Origin of the sequence: Nitrobacter sp., from assembly GCF_051535215.1 — a bacterium.
Classification (GTDB): Bacteria; Pseudomonadota; Alphaproteobacteria; order Rhizobiales; family Xanthobacteraceae; genus Nitrobacter.
Window position 1 is genome coordinate 113,813 of record NZ_JBPPLY010000003.1, and the last position, 17,424, is coordinate 131,236.

The window sequence follows — 17,424 nt, forward strand, 5'->3', positions numbered from 1 at the left end:
CTGTTACGACGCTGCGCGATGCGCCGCGTCGTTCAATCGGGCGAGAAGCGATTTTGCGGAGTCGTGGGGCTGGGACGCCGTCAAGGCGACATGAGGATCGACTCGCAGGGCGCGTTTGCTGCTGTGCGCCGTATGCTTCATCACACTCGATAGCCGCCGCGCGATGGTGTGGGCGTTACGCGGATCGACGTCGGAGAAAGCCACAATGATCGACCCATCATCTTCGAGCGTGCCGAAATCCATCCGCCGCATCAGCCGGCTCAGGATACGTGCCGCATCCAAGAGCTGGCGATCCAGCTTTTGATCGAGCGAGAACCGCGCAACGGAAAGCCGCCCTCCATCGGATTTTGTCTGATCGATCGCCGTATCGAGTTCGCGGTGAAAGGCATCGACAGTGAGAAGGCCGGTTCGTGGATCCAGCAAGCCTCCCGCATCGAGCGATTTCAGCGTGCGACAGAGGCGCGCCTCGAAGGCATGTTGCCGAACCAGCGGCAGGAATGTGCTTGCAATATGATCTGGCTCACCTGACATCAGTTCGAGATTGGGAAGGTCATATGCGGCTGCAAGATTTCCGGACGTGACGGCAATCGGCAGATTGCGAAAGCGCGTGTCTTCCGCCAGCACGGTAAGAAGCGCCTCGACGACACGCCCGGTGAATCCTTCTCCGATAATGATGCCGTCCATGCTGCGCGCATTGAGATGCTTCGCCGCCGCCTCGATGCTAAGCGCGCCGACGACGCCGACTTGTTCGCCGAAAACAACCGACAGCGCCGGATAGGTGGCGCCACGCCCTATCAGGAGAACGGTCGCGTCATGGATCGGGTCATCGGCCGGCTGGCGTATCGGTGCAGCCGGATTGCTCGCGAGCCGCCGAAGCACGGTCGCGTGCAATGTCCGTATCCGCAGGGCGGCGTTAAGGCGCGCGCCGAGCCGGTCGAAATCGCCGCTCGCGGATGAGTACGGAATTGCGTTGTCCGGGGATGGCGCAGCCGGATTGACGACGATCAGCGGAACATACGGCTGCATCGCAGCCACCTGGCTGGCGAGACGGTCGAAGGCCGGGCTCTCGTTTTCTGTTGTGGTGACAATGACCGCCGCGGGATGTAGCCGCGCAACTGCGCCCGACGAATCGGACCAATCGGTTTCAACAACGGGAAGGATGTTCAGGCCGGGAAGGGACGCTGCGGACGGCTGATGACTCCCCGAGGAGACGATGATGAGCGGGCCTTGATGGGACATTCCTGCGAAACTCGAATACGCGCCGATGTCCGCGATCCTAGTTTGCCGCTGTTAATGCCGCGTCAATGAATGCCGCCGGATTCGATCAGCCGCTCACAGGCCGATCGCGAAAGGCCTCCACCATCAAGGGGTTCAGCCCAAGTTCTGTCAATGCTTCGCGGGCGCGCGCATTATCCCCGGCCCGCCCGGCGAGGCGATGGCCGCTGAGGCGGTCGGGAAGGGCGGTCAGCATCGCGTTCTGCCCCAGTCGCCGCGCCCATTCCTGCAGGTCATCCGCAAGAAACCGGTAGCCGCCGACAGCGAGAACGCCGGAGGGCGGGGCCGTTATGGCGATACCGCCCGTGGTGCGATCGATCCGCGCGGCGTAGCCGGTGTCCACATAATCAGGCGGCGGCGTCAGCGGGGCGAACGGGTCGACCGGCCTGTCCGTGATGGGGTAAGCCGCGACCGGAACCATGGGGCCCCGCAGTCCGAGCGTTCCCTTTGGGGTCAGAATGACCTCACCCGCCGTCGATGAGACAGGGACCTCGGGCGGCGCCCGATAAGGACCCGGCATAACCGGAGCGGGCGATCCATCGTCCGCGCGCCGGACACCGAAAAGGCCCGCTTCGCCGAACAAGTAGACGTCCGTCATCCGGATCCCGTTTTGAGGCCAGAGCGCACTTGAGCCGACCTGCTCCGGAGTTCGCCACAGACCGACGAGATGACGCAGGCTGCGCACCGATGACAGAACGTCGGCTTCCGCCATACGCAATGCCAGCGGCGCCGGCGCAACCAGCGTGTCGCAGCGTTCGGTCTCGATCTGCTGCATCATCATGGTCTCGTCGAAGGGGTGATGCATCACCAATGTGCCGCCGCAGAGCAGCCACATCACGAACGAGGAAGCCAGACCGGCGAATGACGAAGGCGTGAAAGCCGAAAGAATGGTTGCTCCTTGAGGCAATCCACTCTCGAGAAATATCGCGAGTCCGCCGGCGATCAGGTTGACGTGGGTTCGCGGCACGGCGAGGAAGCCCGAGCCGGAGGCTTCGAACGTCAGTAGCGCGGGGCGGCGAGAATCCTGGACCGCGAGCCGCGAACTGTCGGCGCTCGAACTGCTGAGGACGGTATCCAACGGAATCATGCCTTCCGGCAGATCGCTGCCGAAGCCGCAGACATGGCGTATGGAGAAAGCTTCGGCAGCCGCGTTCATCGCGAGATCGGCATGATCGACGCCATCGATGCGGCCCATGGCGACGATCGCGCGCGCACCGGTACGGTTGAGTGCGACGGTCAGTTCAGCCTGTCGCCAAAGCTGGGGCAGCAGCGCGACGATCAGGCCCGCGCGAAACGCGGCGAGCACGGTCAGCGCCAGTTCGACGGTGTTGGGCAGTTGAACCGCGATCACCGAATTGGGCGGCAGGCCCGCTTCGATAAAATGGCCCGCCAAGGCCGAGACGGCCCGGTCGGCCTGCGCGAAAGTCAGGCGCCGCGGCGGTTGTCCGGTAACCCGAAACTTGTCGGGCGGATCGATCAGCGCCGGTTGATCCGGTTGCCGGGCGAGGATGCGGCCGAAGAGTTCATCCAGCGTGGGCGATGTGTTGTTCTGGAGCACGGCGTTACTGGCTCGGCTTCGGTGGCCTTCGCCACCATGTTTCGGGGAGGTATCCGGTCAACGCGGTCGCTGCCGGTCGTTCTATCCGATTCCAGCGTGCAATCCATTGCTCTCGGACGTTGTAGACCGGAATTACGTAGAAGCCGGACATCAGGGCCCGGTCGAGCGCGCGAACCGCATCCACGAACTCGGACCGGCTCCGGGCCTCGAGCAGGGCGGCGATCATGGCATCGACCGCCGAATTCTTCACGCCCATGTAATTTCGTGTTCCCTGGATGTCGGCCGCCTCGCTGCCCCAGTAAAAGGACTGCTCATTGCCCGGCGACAACGATTGATCCCAGCGGTTCTGAATCATGTCGAAATCGAAAGCGAGCCGCCGCTGGTCGAACTGGACCGCATCGACCGAACGCACGGTCACTTCGATCCCGGCCCGCTTGAGATCGCGCGCATAGGTGAGGGCGATTCGTTCCTGGTCGCGCGTCGTCACCAGAATCTCGAAGGCGAGGGGCACCCCCGTCGGGCGGTGACGCAAAACCGACCCATCAAGCTCATAACCGGCTTGCGACAGCAGCGCGAGGGCGGCGCGCAGCGCCTTGCGGTCACGACCCGAACCGTCCGTCACCGGCAGACGATAGCTGCCGTCGAGAATATCCTGCCGCACGGCCGACCCGAACGGCTTCAGCAATGAGCGCTCCCGTTCGTCGGCGGGGCGCGCATAGGCCGATAGTTCCGACCCGGCGAAGAAGCCGCCGGCGCGGCTGTAGAGCCCGAAGAAATAGTTGCGGTTGATCCACTCGAAATCGAACAGAAGCGTCAGCGCTTCACGGACGCGGATATCCGAAAACATTGGGCGCCGTGTATTGAAGACCAGATATTCGGACGGCGCGGGCAGGCCGGTCTTGATGGCTTCGCGAACAAGCTGACCGTTCCGGGCGGCAGGAAAATCGTAGCCGTCGTGCCAGCGCAGCGGTTCGGTCTCGACGCGGAAATCGTACAGTCCGCGCTTGAAGGCTTCGAACTGACTGTTGGCCTCGCGATAGAAGTCGAACCTGATCTCGTCGAAATTCCACAAGCCACGATTGACCGGAAGGGCGCGTCCCCAGTAATCCGGATTGCGCGTCAGGGTGACACTCGCTCCGGGCTTCACCGCGGTTACGCGATACGGCCCGGAACCCAGAGGCGCCGTCATCGAGGTCTGCTCGAACGTCGCGGCGTCGATCGCGTGTTTCGGCAAGATCGGCATCAGACCGAGAATCAGCGGCAGTTCGCGATCTCCAGTTTCGCCGAAATCGAACCGGACCGTGCGCTCGTCGATCGCTTCCGCCCGTGCGACCTTTGAATAATACTGGCGATGATTGGGACGTCCTTTGTCGCGCAGGAGTTGCCAGGAGAACAGCACGTCGTCGGCAAGGACGGGCTGGCCGTCGGAAAAACGCGCCAGCGGGTTGATGTGGAAGGTGGCGTAGGTTCGTGCCTCGTCCGTGTCGATGCTGTCCGCGAGGAGGCCGTAAAGCGTGAAGGGCTCGTCGTTGCCTCTGGCCATCAGGCTCTCGACCACGAATCCGCGTATTTGCTGGAGAGCGAGGCCTTTGACGATGAATGGATTGAGGCTGTCGAAACTGCCCGGAACTCCCTGCACCAGCCGGCCGCCCTTGGGCGCATCCGGATTGGCGTAGGGCATCCGGCTGAAATCGGCCGGCAAGGCCGGTTTGCCATGCATCGCGATGGCGTAACTCGGACTTGCCGGAACGCTCTCAGACCATCCCATGACGCCAAGCGCGATCATGAGGCTTATGCACAGCCCCATCAGGTCGCGGCGGCGCGCCATGGGATCCAGTCGTAGAGTCTGGTTTGATTCGGCCTGACGCACAGCCGAATCTTACCACAGCCGTTGCCGGGCACGGAAAACGCCAAAAACATCTGTTACCATTGCTCTTTTCGACCGTCCCTGTATTGAACGCGGGCAATTGAACGTGATAGGGCCATCTGTCACGTAACCGCCTCATTTCGCTAAGAGACAGCCGCCAACGGTCGGTGTGTCGGTGCCTGCGTCGAGGCGTTCGGGCGCCATCGTTCAGAAAGGGTTTTCCGCAATGAATTTTCGTCTCTTGGCTGCGACGGCCCGGCCGCGCCAACGGGCCTTCGCCCTGTTGGCCGCGGCGACGCTGGCGGCTGCACCTTTCATGTCTGACGCTCTCGCCCAGAATGCTCCCGCCGCCAAGGGCAAGACGGCCGCTCCGCCGAAAGCAGCCCAGGCTCCGGCCGCAGCCCCGGCCGACCAGCAGGTGCAACTGATTTATGCGCCCTGGACCAAGTTCTGCCTGAAAGGCCAGGACGCAAAGGCCAAGCAGGTCTGTTTCACCGGCAAGGACGGGCGGATCGAATCCGGCCAGCCGGTGATCGCGGCGGTCATCATCGAGCCCGAAGGCGAGCCGAAGAAAATACTTCGCGTCACGCTGCCGCTCGGTATGCAGCTCGTCCACGGAACACGCATCATCATCGACAATAATCCGCCGCAGCAAAGCCCTTACGTTATCTGCTTCGCCAATGGCTGCATGTCCGATTACGAACTGACGGCGGACATGCTCGCGAACCTCAAGAAGGGCCAGAACCTGATCGTTCAGGCGATCAACTCCAACGGCGCGCCGCTGACGCTGCCGTTGCCTCTGGCGGAATTCGCCAAGGCTTATGACGGCCCGCCGACCGATCCGAAGGTGTTCGAGGAAACCCAGAAGAAGCTGCAGGAAGAGCTGCAAAAGCGGGCCGCTGAAGCGCGCGCGAAGCTGGAGGCCACCCAGCAGAATGCGGGCTCAGCCCCTGCCGCCAAGCAATAAGAGCATGATCCCGAAAAGTGGAAACCGGTTTTCGGAAAAGATCATGCTCAAACAAAAAGATAAGCGACGAGTCTGATTCAGCGTAGTTGAAACGGACTCTGGCGCTCTTCGGGAAGGCAAACGGAAAAGGCGCTCGATGGAGCGCCTTTTTTGTCGAGATAACGGATGAAAAGCTTAGAGCCCTTCTGCTTCTGATGGAAGCGGAGCTCTGTGTTTTTGATTTGACGCGTTTTCTTTACGCGAACCGGTAGCCACTTCGCTTGAAAACGCTATAGCTTCAATTGAGCGAAGGATTGCGCGGGCGATAGCTGCCGGATTTGTCCTTGACGAAAATCTCTCCCACCTGCGAATGCCGGATCGGTTTGCCGGAGTCGTCCGGCAACAGATTCTGCTCGGACACGTAGGCCACGTATTCGGAATCAGCATTTTCGGCGAGCAGATGGTAGAATGGCTGGTCCTTGTGCGGCCGGACGCTTTCCGGGAGCGAGAGCCACCATTCCTCGGTGTTGTTGAAGACCGGATCGATATCGAAAATCACGCCCCGGAACGAAAAAACCCGGTGGCGAACGATCTGGCCGATCTGAAACCTGGCGATGCGCGCTTTTCCCATCCTCGTCGAATAGACCAGGATTGAGGCCGAAGCTAGAGGCAAGCGGGAGAATCGGGGGTTCCGGTGCGGGGTGAGCGACCGTTTCGCATTCGTGATCCGCACGGATCGTCAACGCGGCCGTTCACTGCCGGCCGGATCGCGTTTCCCTCGGAGGTTTCCGCCATGACGGCGCGAGGCCCTCGCGCATGGCAAGACGCCGGAGCGGGCCAATCCCGCCGATCAGGTGCAGTCCGAGCGAGCGAGCGGTCTGAATCGGAAGGAACTCGCTCAGCAGCGACCGATTGGCGAGGTCGATCGCCAACGTCCTGCTCAGCACATCGCTGCGCCGCGCCGTTTCGAAACGCGCAAGGGTGCGAGGCGATCCGGGGTCCTCGCCGGACGATAGTGCGTCACGGACGACCTTTGCGATGTCAGCAGCATCACGCAGACCCATGTTCAGGCCCTGGGCGCCGAACGGTGGTAGAACATGGGCGGATTCACCGACCAGCACGATGCGGTTGCCTGCAAAACGCGCAGGTCGCTCTATCGCGAGAGGAAACAGATTCCGGCCCGGTTCGACACGGAGCCGTCCCAGAATCGAATGCAATTGCCGTTCGGCGGTTTCGGCCAGGTCATCGTCGCTGAGTTCCTTGAGCCGCTCCGCCTCCTTGGGAGAAGTGACCCACACGACGCTGGAACGGTCCCCCGGCAATGGCACAAAAACGCAGGGTCCATGCGGCGTGTGAAATTCGGTCGAGACATTCTTGTGCGGCCGGGCATGAGCGATGTTGAACGTCAATGCAGCCTGATCGAGTGAGCGGCGCGTGACGTCGATCCCGGCGGCTTTGCGGCAAAGCGACTGACGTCCGTCTGCTCCGACGACAAGATGAGCGATCAGCTCTCCCTGCCGCGTCGTGATGGTGACCGCGGCATCGTCCGGCGTCACATGCTCCGCTTCGCCGTCAATCCGCGTGAGGTTACCGGCTTCGGCGGCTCGCGCCTCCATGGCCGTCATCAGCGCGCGGTTTCCGATGTTGTAGCCGAATGCATCAAGTCCGATCTCTTCGGCCGAAAAACGCACCTCCGGGGCGCGGATAAGACGTCCGGTATCGTCGACGAGCCGCATGATGTGGAGAGCCGCAGCATCGGCCTCGCAACGAGCCCATACGTCAAGCTGCCGCAAGAAATCGACCGAGCCACCAAGCAGCGCCGTTGTCCGGTTATCGCCGTAGGCGACGCGCCGGGCGATCAGCGCTGTGCGGGCGCCGGCATCGGATAGCGCGATCGCCGCCGCCAATCCGGCAGGCCCGCCGCCGATCACTGCGACGTCGTAAACGGTGTCCGCCTTCGTGCTTTCGTTCATCCGTCGACAATCGGCATTCGGAGCGACATTTTCAAGCCCGCCAGCGCACATTGTTAACGCTGGCGGGGTCATGTTCCCTGTCATTCGAGCGGCGTAACGCCGCAAGACCCGTTATGCAAACCGGCGCGATTCCTGATAGCAAGATGGGTCAATGAGCCAGTCAAGCCGGCAACATCCGCCCGACCCAGGAACATCGCGTACCGCCGCGTTCTGCGTTCATGTTTTTACGGCGGCGGGCGGGGGGATTGCGCTGCTTGCGCTGCTTGAGGCCGTGCGGGAGCACTGGGCAGCCATGTTCGCGTGGCTCGGTCTTGCGCTCGTGATTGATGGCCTCGACGGACCCATCGCGCGGCGGCTAAACGTCGAAGCCGTGCAGCCGAACTGGTCAGGCGAGGTGCTGGACCTCGTGGTCGATTTCGTAACCTACGTGTTCGTTCCCGCCTATGCCGTGATCGCGAGCGGCCTGCTGCTGCCGATCGCGGCGCCTTTACTGGGAGTGGGTATCGTTATCAGCGGCGCGCTTTATTTCGCCGATCGCCGGATGAAGACGGCAGACAATCACTTTCGCGGTTTTCCGGCGCTATGGAATGCGGCTGCATTCTACCTGTTCCTGCTGCACCCGCCGCCTACCATCTCGACGCTCGGTATCGCCGCACTCATCGTTTTGACGTTCATACCCATCAGGGTGCTGCATCCTGTGCGGGTGAAGCGGCTGCGCGGCCTCAACCTGTCGCTGATCGCTGTATGGGCGGCGCTGGCTATCGTGACCGTCGCAAGGGACTTCAATGTGACGATGCCGGTCACCGCAGCACTGTGCGCGATAGCACTTTATGTTGTCTGCGGCGATGCCACGATCCGTCTCCTGAGGTTGAAAAATCAATGATCGAACTGCTGTCCAGTCCGGAAGCATGGGCTGCGCTGTTGACGCTGACGGCGCTCGAGATCGTGCTGGGAATCGACAACGTCATCTTCCTGTCGGTGATCGTATCGCGGATACCGCCAGCGCAAGCGAAGAAGGCTCGTCAGATCGGCCTGGCGCTGGCGCTGATCTTTCGCATTCTTCTGCTGAGCATACTGGTCTGGCTGATCGGGCTGACCACGCCAGTCTTCACGGTGAAGGAATTTGCATTCTCCTGGCGCGACATCATCCTGATCGGCGGTGGACTGTTCCTGATCGCCAAGGCAACACACGAGATTCACGGCGAGGTCGAGGCACGAGAATTCGAGGAGGCGGGCACATCGAAATCGAGAGCGTTTTTCTGGATCATCGTGCAGATTATCATCATCGACCTGGTGTTCTCTCTCGACTCGATCATAACCGCAATCGGCATGGCGAAGGATCTCGAGATCATGATCGCTGCCGTGATCATCGCCTGCTACATCATGTACGTATCGTCGGGGCCCGTGGCGCGGTTTGTCGCAGAGCATCCGACGACCAAGATGCTGGCGCTGGCGTTTCTGGTGCTGATTGGCGTCGCCCTCGTGGCGGACGGATTCCATTTCCACATACCGCGTGCCTATATTTACTTCGCGATAGCATTCTCTGCACTGGTCGAACTGTTCAACGTGCTCGCCCGGCGTAACCGCAGCAAGCCTGGCCGCTGAGTTTTTTCCGGCGGTCGTGTTGACAACGCAGGCTCAATGCCTTTCGCTCACGGTAGCGCGGGAGCGGCAGGGAGAGACCGATGGCCAGGGCGGTGCGCGTTCATCAGGTGGGCGGCCCCGAGGCGCTCGTCTATGAAGCAGTGGACCTACCTGCGCCGGGGCAGGGCGAAGTTCGCATTCTGCAACACGCTGTCGGGCTGAACTTCATCGACGTCTATTATCGCACCGGCCTCTACAAGGCGCCGTCCAAACCGTTCGTCATCGGCAACGAAGCCGCCGGCGAAGTCGTGGCAGTCGGGCCAGGCGTCACCGACTTTCATCCCGGCGATCGCGTTGCTTACTATTTCAATCTCGGCGGTTACGCGACCGAGCGAAACATTCCGGCCGACAGACTGGTGAAGCTGCCGGACCACATCACCTACGAGCAGGGCGCGGTGCTCATGCTCAAGGGCCTGACGGTATGGTATCTCCTGCACAAGACCTTCAGGGTTGAGCACGGTCATCGCGTGCTGATTCACGCGGCAGCAGGCGGGATCGGGCTTCTCGCCTGTCAGTGGGCGAAGGCGCTCGGCGCGAACGTCATCGGCACCGTCGGATCTCAAGCCAAGGCTGACCTCGCTCTCGCCAATGGTTGCGATCACGTCATCCTTTACAAGGAAGAGGATTTCGTCGCGCGCGTGAAGCAGATCAGTCGTAACGAACTCTGTGACGTGGTTTACGACGGCGTTGGCAAGACCACGTTTCCAGGCTCCTTGTCTTGCCTCCGGCCGCGTGGCCTGTTCGTCAGCTTCGGCAACGCTTCAGGGCCGGTGCCGCCGTTCGCGCTGACCGAACTCAACAATCACGGGTCGCTGTTCGCGACGCGGCCGAAACTGAACGACTATGTGGCGACGCGCAGAGACCTGCTGGAAGGCGCCGATACGCTATTTGCCGCCGTGATCAACGGAACGCTTCACGTTCCGATCAATCGTGCCTACGCCTTGAAAGACGCGGCAAAAGCGCATGCCGACCTTGAAGGTCGCCAGACGACGGGAGCCGCGATCCTCAAGCCGCAGTAGCCGTCACGGGACCGAATGATTGCGAACAGAATTTTTCACGGACGTGCCTAGTGGAGAATTTCCGTCCGGAAATCAGCGGTTTTGAGCAATCCCATCGTTATTTCGTCACCGATCTTGCCGCCGGCGGGAAGCGTCGTTCATTGTAGCGCGTGTTGGGCCGGAGACCGAAGATGTACCAACCATCCGACGAGACTCGCATTAACGTGGCCGCTCGTAGCGTGGCGGAACGCACGATGTTACGCGTCCAGACCTTTGCGTTATATGGCTCGCTGGCATTGATTGCCGCCGTGGTATTCGGTTCGCTTTCGATTCACCCGTTCTGATCTAGGCAGGTTATTTTGCCGTCTTGAACGGCGCAATCGCGATGTCGTTATCCTTGAGCGCCTTGCACAGTACTCGCGCGATGTCGACCGCGCCCGGCGTGTCGCCGTGGATGCAGACGGTATCCATCCGCATCCTGATCGCCTTGCCGGAGATCGAGATCACTTCTCCCGACTGAATCATTTTCACGACGCGTTGGGCGATGGCGTCCGCGTCGTGAAGGACGGCGCCGGGTTTAGCGCGCGACACCAGCGATCCGTCATCCTCGTAAGCGCGATCGGCGAACACCTCATGGACCATCGGCAGGCCAAAGGCTTCGCCGGCGGCAACGAGGCGGGAATTCGCGAGCACCACGAAGACCAGATCGGGATCGACCGCCCTGATCGCCGAGGCGATCGCACGCGCGGTCATGTCGTCCTCGCAGGCGGCGTTGGAGAGCGCGCCGTGCGCCTTCACATGCGTGACCCGATGCCCGGCCATGGTCGCGATCGCCTGCAGGGCGCCGATCTGGTAGGCGACGAGGTTCTCGATTTCTGACGACGTGAGACCGAGGATCGGCCGCCGCCCGAAACCGTGCAGGTCGCGATATCCCGGATGCGCGCCGATGCTGACCCCGCGCGCCTTGGCGAGATCGACCGTCTTCTTCATCGTATCGGCGTCTCCGGCGTGAAAGCCGCAGGCGACGTTGACGGACGTCGCAAGGTCGAGCATTGCGGCATCGTTCCCCATCGGCCAGACCCCAAAACCTTCGCCGAGATCGCAGTTGAGGTCGATCGTCATGAGTTTTCTATTCCGATATAGAGCGGATTGTTGCGGCCTTTAGGCGGCCAAGTTTGTCACGCTTCGCTGTCGAATGCATTCACCGCAGAGCCTGCGATATTGGCGTTCTGCAGCGCGTCAGTGATGTCACCATCGCGCACCTTGCGTACCCGGTCCGGCAATGTTCGCAGGAACTCCGCCATCGCGCGCGCTTCGGCCTGTGCCTCGGCCACAGTGACCGCTTCAAAACGAACGCTGCGGCCGGCGGGGATTTGCGCGAGGCGTCCGAGATCGGCAGAGATGACAGTCGCGATTTTCGGATAGCCGCCGCTGGTGCCGCGATCCGGCATCAGCACGATCGGCTGCCCGTTGCCGGGAACCTGAATGCTGCCATTCACGGTGCCGTCGGAAACGATGTTGTGGCCGTGCAGATGCGTGATGGCCGGACCTTCAAGGCGATAGCCCATGCGATCGCTCATTGCTGAAACCTTCCACTCGCTTTCGAGAAACAGACCCTTCGCCTCTCCGAATTCGTTGTCCTGCGGCCCCATCACCACACGGATCGGATCGCCGGAGAGAGCGGGAAGCTGGACCCGCCGCTCGGCGGCTGGTTTTGCCGCATCGACATCGAAAGCATCGCTCACCTGCAACGGCCGCGGAAAGGGAGAGCCGAGACCCGCACGCGCATTGACTGCGAGGCTGCCGAACGTCGGCTCGCCCTTTACTCCGCCCTCTATGGCGAGATAGCTGAAGGTACCGCCGCGCGCGGCGGCGAGCGTCAGGGTGTCGCCGTCATTGAGCGTGCAGGATTGATTGAACGGCAGCGGATGGCCCGCGACCTCGACGTGTCTTTCGGCGCCGGACAGCGCAACGCGCACCTTGCCTTCGCGGGCAACAAAACCGGCACTGAGCGGCCCGACTTCGATCACAGCCGCAAAGAGCGGATTGCCGACGAGGCAATTGGCCACAGCCAGCGCGAGACGATCCATCGCGCCGCCCGGCGGCAGGCCATAGCGCTGTGCGCCGTAGCGCCCGCCGTCCTGTACCGATGTCGCAGGCCCAACGGCGCTGACGAGGAGCTTGCTCATGGCGTCACCAGTTCAGCGACGAACTCGCCGCGCGCGGCGGCGCGATCCTGTTCGATGAACTGCCTGCCGTCTATCGCATAAAACGTAACGGCGTCTCCGGGCTCGAGCAAAAAAACCGGATCGCGGTGAAGCTGGTAAGTGCGCACGGCGGTCCGGCCGAGCAGATGCCAGCCGCTGGGGCCGGCAAGACACTGGATGCCGGTCTGAAGACCGCCGATCGAAATTGAGCCGGCGGGTGTGAGCAGGCGCGGGTTCTGCCTCCGTGGCATTTGGAGTGAATCGTCAAGGCCGCTGAGATAGGAAAAGCCCGGCGTGAATCCGATCATGGCGACACGATAGTCGCCGGCGACATGACGCGCGACGATGTCGTCCGGCGTGGTGTTCAACGTCCTGGCGACGTCTTCGAGATCGATGCCATGCTCACCGCCGTAAACGACGGGGATACGCCAGCGCCGGACTCCGGTTATCGGCTGTACAGGCAACCGGGCGAGTGCCATCAGGCGTTCGCCGAGCTCATCGAAACCGATCCGAACCGGATCGTAGTGAACGAGCAGCGACCGGTAGGTCGGCACGGTTTCCGTGACACCGTCGATCGGCGCGTCCGCAAGCGCACGATCGAGGGCGAGCACGCGACGGCTCGCCTGCTCATCGATGACGCGGCCGAACTCCACCGTGATGGCGGCGTCGCCGCTTGGCAGAAGGCGTGGCGGGAGCAAAGGCGCGGTCATGACCGATCAATGGTTTCGCCCAAGGTGATATCGTGGGAACAGTGTAGGCAAATCCAATGAATTATTGATGGCGAGTTCACAGGATGTTGTAATCGGCGGGAACGTGCGAGACTTCTCGCAGCAATGGAACGAACCCGGCGCGCCGTCGTAGCTTATGCAATAAGTCAGGAGGTCTAACATGGATATTCATCAGGCAGGGTCACGGCCGGCGAACCCTGGGCCCAAGGAGTATTTTTCAGGCACGGTCATGGTCGAGCCGATCATCGCAGCCGCGAATGCGCCCTCGCGCGTCCTCGCCGCGAGCGTCGCATTCGATCCCGGCGCGCGTACTGCATGGCATACCCACCCACTCGGCCAAACCTTGTATGTCGTGTCCGGCATCGGGTTGGTGCAAACCGAAGGTGAGCCGATCCGCGAGATACGTGTCGGCGATACCGTGTGGATTCCACCGGGTGAAAAGCATTGGCACGGCGCGGCGCCAAATACCGCCATGACCCACATCGCGGTGCACGAGGCCCTCGACGGAAGCGCCGTCACCTGGATGGAACACGTCACCGATGCGCAATATACCGGCAAAGCCGGCGGTTGACGAAAGAGTCCGGCCAATGCGGGCAGGGCTCTCATCGTCGATACGCGGCAGCCTGATCGATCAATTCAACCGGGTCCAGGTCTGGCCGCCGCAGAACATCCCGCCGAATGCGCAGCCCTGGACGCGCAATCCATCCTTGCCCTTCATCGCCACGGTGGAGCTGTAGGTGCTGCCGCTTTTCGGATCATAGATCTTCCCGCTCCACCTGGAGCCGGTGGGCTTCATGTTGACCAAAACCTTTTCCTTGTTCCGGCCGGTGCGGGAATCCACCGAATAGCCGCAAAGGTTTGTCCCGCATTCTTCGATCCGGACCCGCCCTTCCTTTTTCTCGGTCAGCCATACACCGAGAGGTCCGACCGGTTCAGCGGCCGGGGGCGGAGGTGGCTGAACCGGCTCCGCGACCGGCGCGGAGGTGGCGGCGAGGCTGGTCTTCTCCGGCTCAATGGCCGGCGACGCTGTCGTGTGGGACTGGGCTGCCGGTATGGCAACGCCAGTCGCGGCAGGAACTGCCACCTGTGTCGGCGTCTGTTGAACAGGTGCGGGCGCCGCGACAGCGGGAGCAGCCGCGTTAGAAGTCGCGAGAGGCGGACTTGCTGGCGCGGCGGATTGCGGAGGGATCGCGGGCACGCTTGCTCGAGTCGTGTCTCGGCGATCGGACTCCCGGGCGTCGGACGCATCGTCGACAAAATCGCTGTGTCCGGAGTCGTAGAGGCCCGGGATTGAGATCGAGATGCAGGAGGGAGAGTCGCAGCCGCGCGGCGCGTGGATTCGCACGGTGCGCCCGCCGATCTCGAACGAATAGTTCTGACCCGCCTGGGCGGTCGAGGTGGAGAGCAGCAACGCGGTGGCGATGGCGAGCTTTTTCATGGGACCTCCAGTCCGGTTCGGATTGTGGTGGTCGACCTTATCCGTAGCGAGCTCGCTGGAGTGTGATTCACGTCACTTTGCGGTCAGACGTCCTCGCAGCCCGCCATTCATGATGAGCGGTGCGCTCTCTCGGGCAGGGGCCAAAGGGCTTCCTACCGAAATCGCGGCGGTCCGCGTGGCCGGGGAGACTACTTGTCGACGCGCCGGCCAATCTCTCCACCCGCCATCTCGCTTCGTAGTTCTTCGAACCGCCGGCGAGCGGCGCGTTCGCGGTCATCGACCAACTCGATCGCGGCTTCTTTTGTCATTGGTCCACTTATGAGAGGGTACGAGCTCTCCCCAATCGTTTCGTGAACGAAATAGTCGCCGTTTTCGTCGCGGCGCGTCGTCCACTTGAAACGGACGGCGGTGAGCGGGCCGGGCCCGAACTTCGTGTAGGCGTCGTCGTGTGGGCCATCGACACCGGAGGAAGGCTCGGGCATGACCGGCGACGTCGTCAGGATTTCCTCGGCCACGCCAAATTCGGGCGCGTCCATCGTCTCCGATTCGGATGCGTTATCCGCATCCTGCTCCTCGGACATTTCCGGCTGGTCGTCGAGGGTCGCAACCGTCTCGAGAGTGTCGGTTTGATCGCTTGCACTCACCCGCTATCTCCCCAATTGAGACGGGGACGCCGCGGCCACGAGTCCGCAGATTCTGACGCGTCCGTCCCCATACGCATCCCGGTGCAATGTATCCAGACTCAAATGGGCGGTTTTTTGTCTTTGCGACGCCGCCGTTCGTCAGCACCCGTAATCATCGATGAGGCGAAGAGTTCGCGCACCACTATGGCGTTTTCGGGCGAAGTATCGGTAGCGCCAAGAAAATGAGCAAACAAATCGTAGAGCCCCGTTTCTGATCCCATCAGAAGCGCTGCCAAGTGATGAAAACGATTATCTCGTTTGCGAATTCTGCGAATCCCGGTTGATCAGTCCGCCAAAGCAAATGGGAAGTCGCCTGAATAGAAAAAATTTCGTTCCCGAAGATTGTCGCGTTTCCTCAATCAAAACTCCAATGATCTTCGATCAAATCCTCAACTGCGCGGCTGCTCATCGTCTTTCGCGACGTCCCTCGCAATCTCTTTGGGCGTCTCTTCCTCTTTGCGCGTCGGGTGGGATCGCACGTAGCGATAGCTGGCATAAAAGAGCAGGCCGCAGCCGATGATAGCGCCAAACATCAAGATGGGCATGGTGTTATCGTGCCTCCAACAGCGAAACGGAAAGATCGCGCCTGCCGTGAAAGCAAACGGCACCGTCTTTCCGGCGGAACTCTAGATCGGGGAGGGCAAAAAGGGCAATATCGCGATCGCTCCCGCGATGAATGTAATCTCCCCGGCCACTTCGGAAATTCTGAAGCCCTCGACCATCCCAGCACTGATTTGCTAAGAAATCCATGGCTTTGGAGGCGAACAGGTATTTGCCTAGAACCAGAAGAAAATTGGAGGATCGATGCTTGTTCTTATCGCCGGGGCACTAGTTGCGGCCTTTCTGATATCCCGCCCGATTTGGCTGATCACCAAAAGATGGCCGAACTCGATCGCCAAGGCATTGCTTATCAATGCCGCGAGCGCCGTGATTGTAGTGATCGCAGCGGCTTTCAGCTCTTCAGGCGATGGACCATCGAAGTTCTATTTGGTGTTGATATTTGGCGGCGCGCAATTGATCGTGCTGACCTTTGATGTGGTCGGGCTGGTCAAGTTCAAGCCGTCGACCGAACCACGCTAGCGCTCTCGTGCGGTCTGCGCCATGGAGGATTCCAGAACAAGGATGCAGCATCACCGATCGAGATCAGCAGACGCTAGTCGCGCGCATGACCCACGGTTTCCGCTTATCCTTGCGCCAGATCAAAACGTTCATCTGATATGTATCTCGGCGTGTCGAAATCAAAAACGGTATCGACGCGCCAACTGACACCATCCTCGTTGCCGCGTTTGTCACTATTGTCATAAGATTCGCGTCAGCTATGGCCCGGGGCGATCGTCAGTCGTCAACCGGTACGAACCTCGGGTAAGCTTGCTTAATCGCAGTAATCGGCCGTTCGCTCAAGCATCAGGACAGACGCATAAAGTCAGCATGGCGATGGACGGCGCAGGCGCAGTCCGCGTCGAGTTGTTCAACGGAAGCTGGTAATCTGCTTCGCCGATTGATGGACGTGAGAAAGCGCGTCCATAGAAGACTGGCGGAAGGGGTGGGATTCGAACCCACGGTACCCTTGCGGGCACGCCGGTTTTCAAGACCGGTGCCTTAAACCACTCGGCCACCCTTCCGATCAATAGTTTCAATCGCTTATCGCACGATCTTGCCGAGCGCAATGCGATCGTGAGCCCAATCGTCACGCATGCGAGTCTCGACGCCGGCAATAAGGCATCATCAACTGTCGAAATGAGCCCGAAAGCGACGGTTACGCTGGATTGGCGATAGAGATAACTGCCGGCGACGTCTCACCGTTTTGACGGGGCCATCGTCATTGACGCCAGACCGGATCGCAGCGTCAAGCGCCTTGGCGATCCGACGCCACGTCTCGGCGCCGATCCGGACCGCTTCCGGGCAAGGGGCTTTCGCTATACCCGGACATGGTGCAGAATAAGCGAACGGATTCGCAATATTGAGGTGGATCAGTGGGGCAACTGCGAACTCTCTTGCTAGCGACCGTCACAGTGGCCGTTTCGACAGTTACTGTTCAAGCAGCAGACCTCGGAAGCTGGCCGCGGGTTGTCGATCCCGGTTCGTATCATCATCATCACCACCATCG

At 61.3% G+C, this 17,424-nt stretch carries 19 protein-coding genes and 1 tRNA gene; 7 read left to right on the plus strand and 13 right to left on the minus strand.

The window, feature by feature from the left end; genetic code table 11:
- Positions 1-3: 3 nt before the first annotated feature.
- The 3 genes from ACS3WB_RS04960 to ACS3WB_RS04970 all read right to left on the minus strand — a co-directional run bounded on the left by ACS3WB_RS04960 (position 4) and on the right by ACS3WB_RS04970 (position 4,601).
- The gene (locus tag ACS3WB_RS04960) at positions 4-1,239 is read right to left on the minus strand and encodes a GGDEF domain-containing protein (RefSeq protein WP_438274460.1); all 1,236 of its coding nucleotides are present in this window, start codon (positions 1,237-1,239) and stop codon (positions 4-6) included.
- Between the two features lie 85 nt (positions 1,240-1,324).
- Positions 1,325-2,833 carry an AMP-binding protein gene (locus tag ACS3WB_RS04965; protein ID WP_438274461.1) on the minus strand — a complete coding sequence of 503 codons (1,509 nt, stop codon included), beginning with the start codon at positions 2,831-2,833 and terminating at the stop codon, positions 1,325-1,327.
- A gap of 4 nt (positions 2,834-2,837) precedes the next feature.
- Complete coding sequence (locus tag ACS3WB_RS04970; RefSeq protein WP_438274701.1) at positions 2,838-4,601, minus strand: extracellular solute-binding protein; 1,764 nt, start codon at positions 4,599-4,601, stop codon at positions 2,838-2,840.
- A gap of 325 nt (positions 4,602-4,926) precedes the next feature.
- Here ACS3WB_RS04970 and ACS3WB_RS04975 point away from each other — a divergent pair, with 325 nt between their 5' ends.
- Entirely contained in the window at positions 4,927-5,667 is a 741-nt protein-coding gene (locus tag ACS3WB_RS04975; RefSeq protein ID WP_438274462.1) for an invasion associated locus B family protein, read from the plus strand.
- A 277-nt stretch (positions 5,668-5,944) separates the two neighbouring features.
- Here ACS3WB_RS04975 and hspQ read toward each other — a convergent pair whose 3' ends face one another.
- Together hspQ and ACS3WB_RS04985 are read right to left on the minus strand one after the other, a co-directional pair.
- Entirely contained in the window at positions 5,945-6,277 is a 333-nt protein-coding gene (gene hspQ / locus ACS3WB_RS04980) for a heat shock protein HspQ (protein WP_438274702.1), read from the minus strand.
- A gap of 121 nt (positions 6,278-6,398) precedes the next feature.
- Positions 6,399-7,619 carry a UbiH/UbiF family hydroxylase gene (locus ACS3WB_RS04985; protein WP_438274463.1) on the minus strand — a complete coding sequence of 407 codons (1,221 nt, stop codon included), beginning with the start codon at positions 7,617-7,619 and terminating at the stop codon, positions 6,399-6,401.
- Positions 7,620-7,770: 151 nt separating this feature from the next.
- Between ACS3WB_RS04985 and pcsA the strand changes: the two genes are divergently transcribed.
- The 4 genes from pcsA to ACS3WB_RS05005 all read left to right on the plus strand — a co-directional run bounded on the left by pcsA (position 7,771) and on the right by ACS3WB_RS05005 (position 10,605).
- Positions 7,771-8,502, plus strand: a complete 732-nt coding sequence (pcsA, locus tag ACS3WB_RS04990; protein ID WP_438274464.1) for a phosphatidylcholine synthase — start codon at positions 7,771-7,773, stop codon at positions 8,500-8,502.
- Positions 8,499-9,224 (plus strand): TerC family protein, encoded by a 726-nt coding sequence (locus tag ACS3WB_RS04995; protein ID WP_438274465.1) that lies wholly within the window; start codon positions 8,499-8,501, stop codon positions 9,222-9,224. Before pcsA ends, ACS3WB_RS04995 begins: the two co-directional genes overlap by 4 nt.
- An 80-nt stretch (positions 9,225-9,304) precedes the next feature.
- Positions 9,305-10,282 carry a quinone oxidoreductase family protein gene (locus ACS3WB_RS05000; RefSeq protein ID WP_438274466.1) on the plus strand — a complete coding sequence of 326 codons (978 nt, stop codon included), beginning with the start codon at positions 9,305-9,307 and terminating at the stop codon, positions 10,280-10,282.
- Between the two features lie 170 nt (positions 10,283-10,452).
- Entirely contained in the window at positions 10,453-10,605 is a 153-nt protein-coding gene (locus ACS3WB_RS05005; RefSeq protein ID WP_438274467.1) for a hypothetical protein, read from the plus strand.
- A gap of 10 nt (positions 10,606-10,615) precedes the next feature.
- Here ACS3WB_RS05005 and ACS3WB_RS05010 read toward each other — a convergent pair whose 3' ends face one another.
- From ACS3WB_RS05010 to pxpB, 3 genes are read right to left on the minus strand one after another with little or no spacing between them, the layout of a single operon-like run.
- Positions 10,616-11,383 (minus strand): LamB/YcsF family protein, encoded by a 768-nt coding sequence (locus ACS3WB_RS05010; protein WP_438274468.1) that lies wholly within the window; start codon positions 11,381-11,383, stop codon positions 10,616-10,618.
- A gap of 56 nt (positions 11,384-11,439) precedes the next feature.
- Positions 11,440-12,450, minus strand: coding sequence for a biotin-dependent carboxyltransferase family protein (locus ACS3WB_RS05015; RefSeq protein WP_438274469.1), 1,011 nt, complete (start codon positions 12,448-12,450; stop codon positions 11,440-11,442).
- Complete coding sequence (gene pxpB, locus ACS3WB_RS05020; protein ID WP_438274470.1) at positions 12,447-13,178, minus strand: 5-oxoprolinase subunit PxpB; 732 nt, start codon at positions 13,176-13,178, stop codon at positions 12,447-12,449. Before pxpB ends, ACS3WB_RS05015 begins: the two co-directional genes overlap by 4 nt.
- Positions 13,179-13,356: 178 nt before the next feature.
- On the opposite strand from pxpB, the gene ACS3WB_RS05025 reads away from it, so the two are divergent.
- The gene (locus ACS3WB_RS05025) at positions 13,357-13,767 is read left to right on the plus strand and encodes a (R)-mandelonitrile lyase (protein WP_438274471.1); all 411 of its coding nucleotides are present in this window, start codon (positions 13,357-13,359) and stop codon (positions 13,765-13,767) included.
- Positions 13,768-13,827: 60 nt separating this feature from the next.
- On the opposite strand, the gene ACS3WB_RS05030 is transcribed toward ACS3WB_RS05025, so the two are convergent.
- From ACS3WB_RS05030 to ACS3WB_RS05045, 4 genes are all read right to left on the minus strand, one after another.
- Positions 13,828-14,634 carry a DUF2147 domain-containing protein gene (locus tag ACS3WB_RS05030; RefSeq protein WP_438274472.1) on the minus strand — a complete coding sequence of 269 codons (807 nt, stop codon included), beginning with the start codon at positions 14,632-14,634 and terminating at the stop codon, positions 13,828-13,830.
- A 188-nt stretch (positions 14,635-14,822) separates the two neighbouring features.
- Positions 14,823-15,215 carry a hypothetical protein gene (locus ACS3WB_RS05035; protein WP_438274473.1) on the minus strand — a complete coding sequence of 131 codons (393 nt, stop codon included), beginning with the start codon at positions 15,213-15,215 and terminating at the stop codon, positions 14,823-14,825.
- Positions 15,216-15,376: 161 nt separating this feature from the next.
- A complete protein-coding gene (locus tag ACS3WB_RS05040; protein WP_438274474.1) occupies positions 15,377-15,553 on the minus strand; it encodes a hypothetical protein in 177 nt (58 codons plus the stop codon).
- Positions 15,554-15,706: 153 nt separating this feature from the next.
- Entirely contained in the window at positions 15,707-15,862 is a 156-nt protein-coding gene (locus ACS3WB_RS05045) for a hypothetical protein (protein ID WP_438274475.1), read from the minus strand.
- 259 nt (positions 15,863-16,121) lie between these two features.
- Between ACS3WB_RS05045 and ACS3WB_RS05050 the strand changes: the two genes are divergently transcribed.
- On the plus strand, positions 16,122-16,397 hold the full coding sequence (locus ACS3WB_RS05050) for a hypothetical protein (RefSeq protein ID WP_438274476.1): 276 nt from the start codon (positions 16,122-16,124) through the stop codon (positions 16,395-16,397).
- Between the two features lie 452 nt (positions 16,398-16,849).
- Here the strand turns inward: ACS3WB_RS05050 and ACS3WB_RS05055 are convergent.
- Positions 16,850-16,939: transfer RNA gene (locus ACS3WB_RS05055), tRNA-Ser, on the minus strand.
- Positions 16,940-17,424 lie beyond the last annotated feature (485 nt).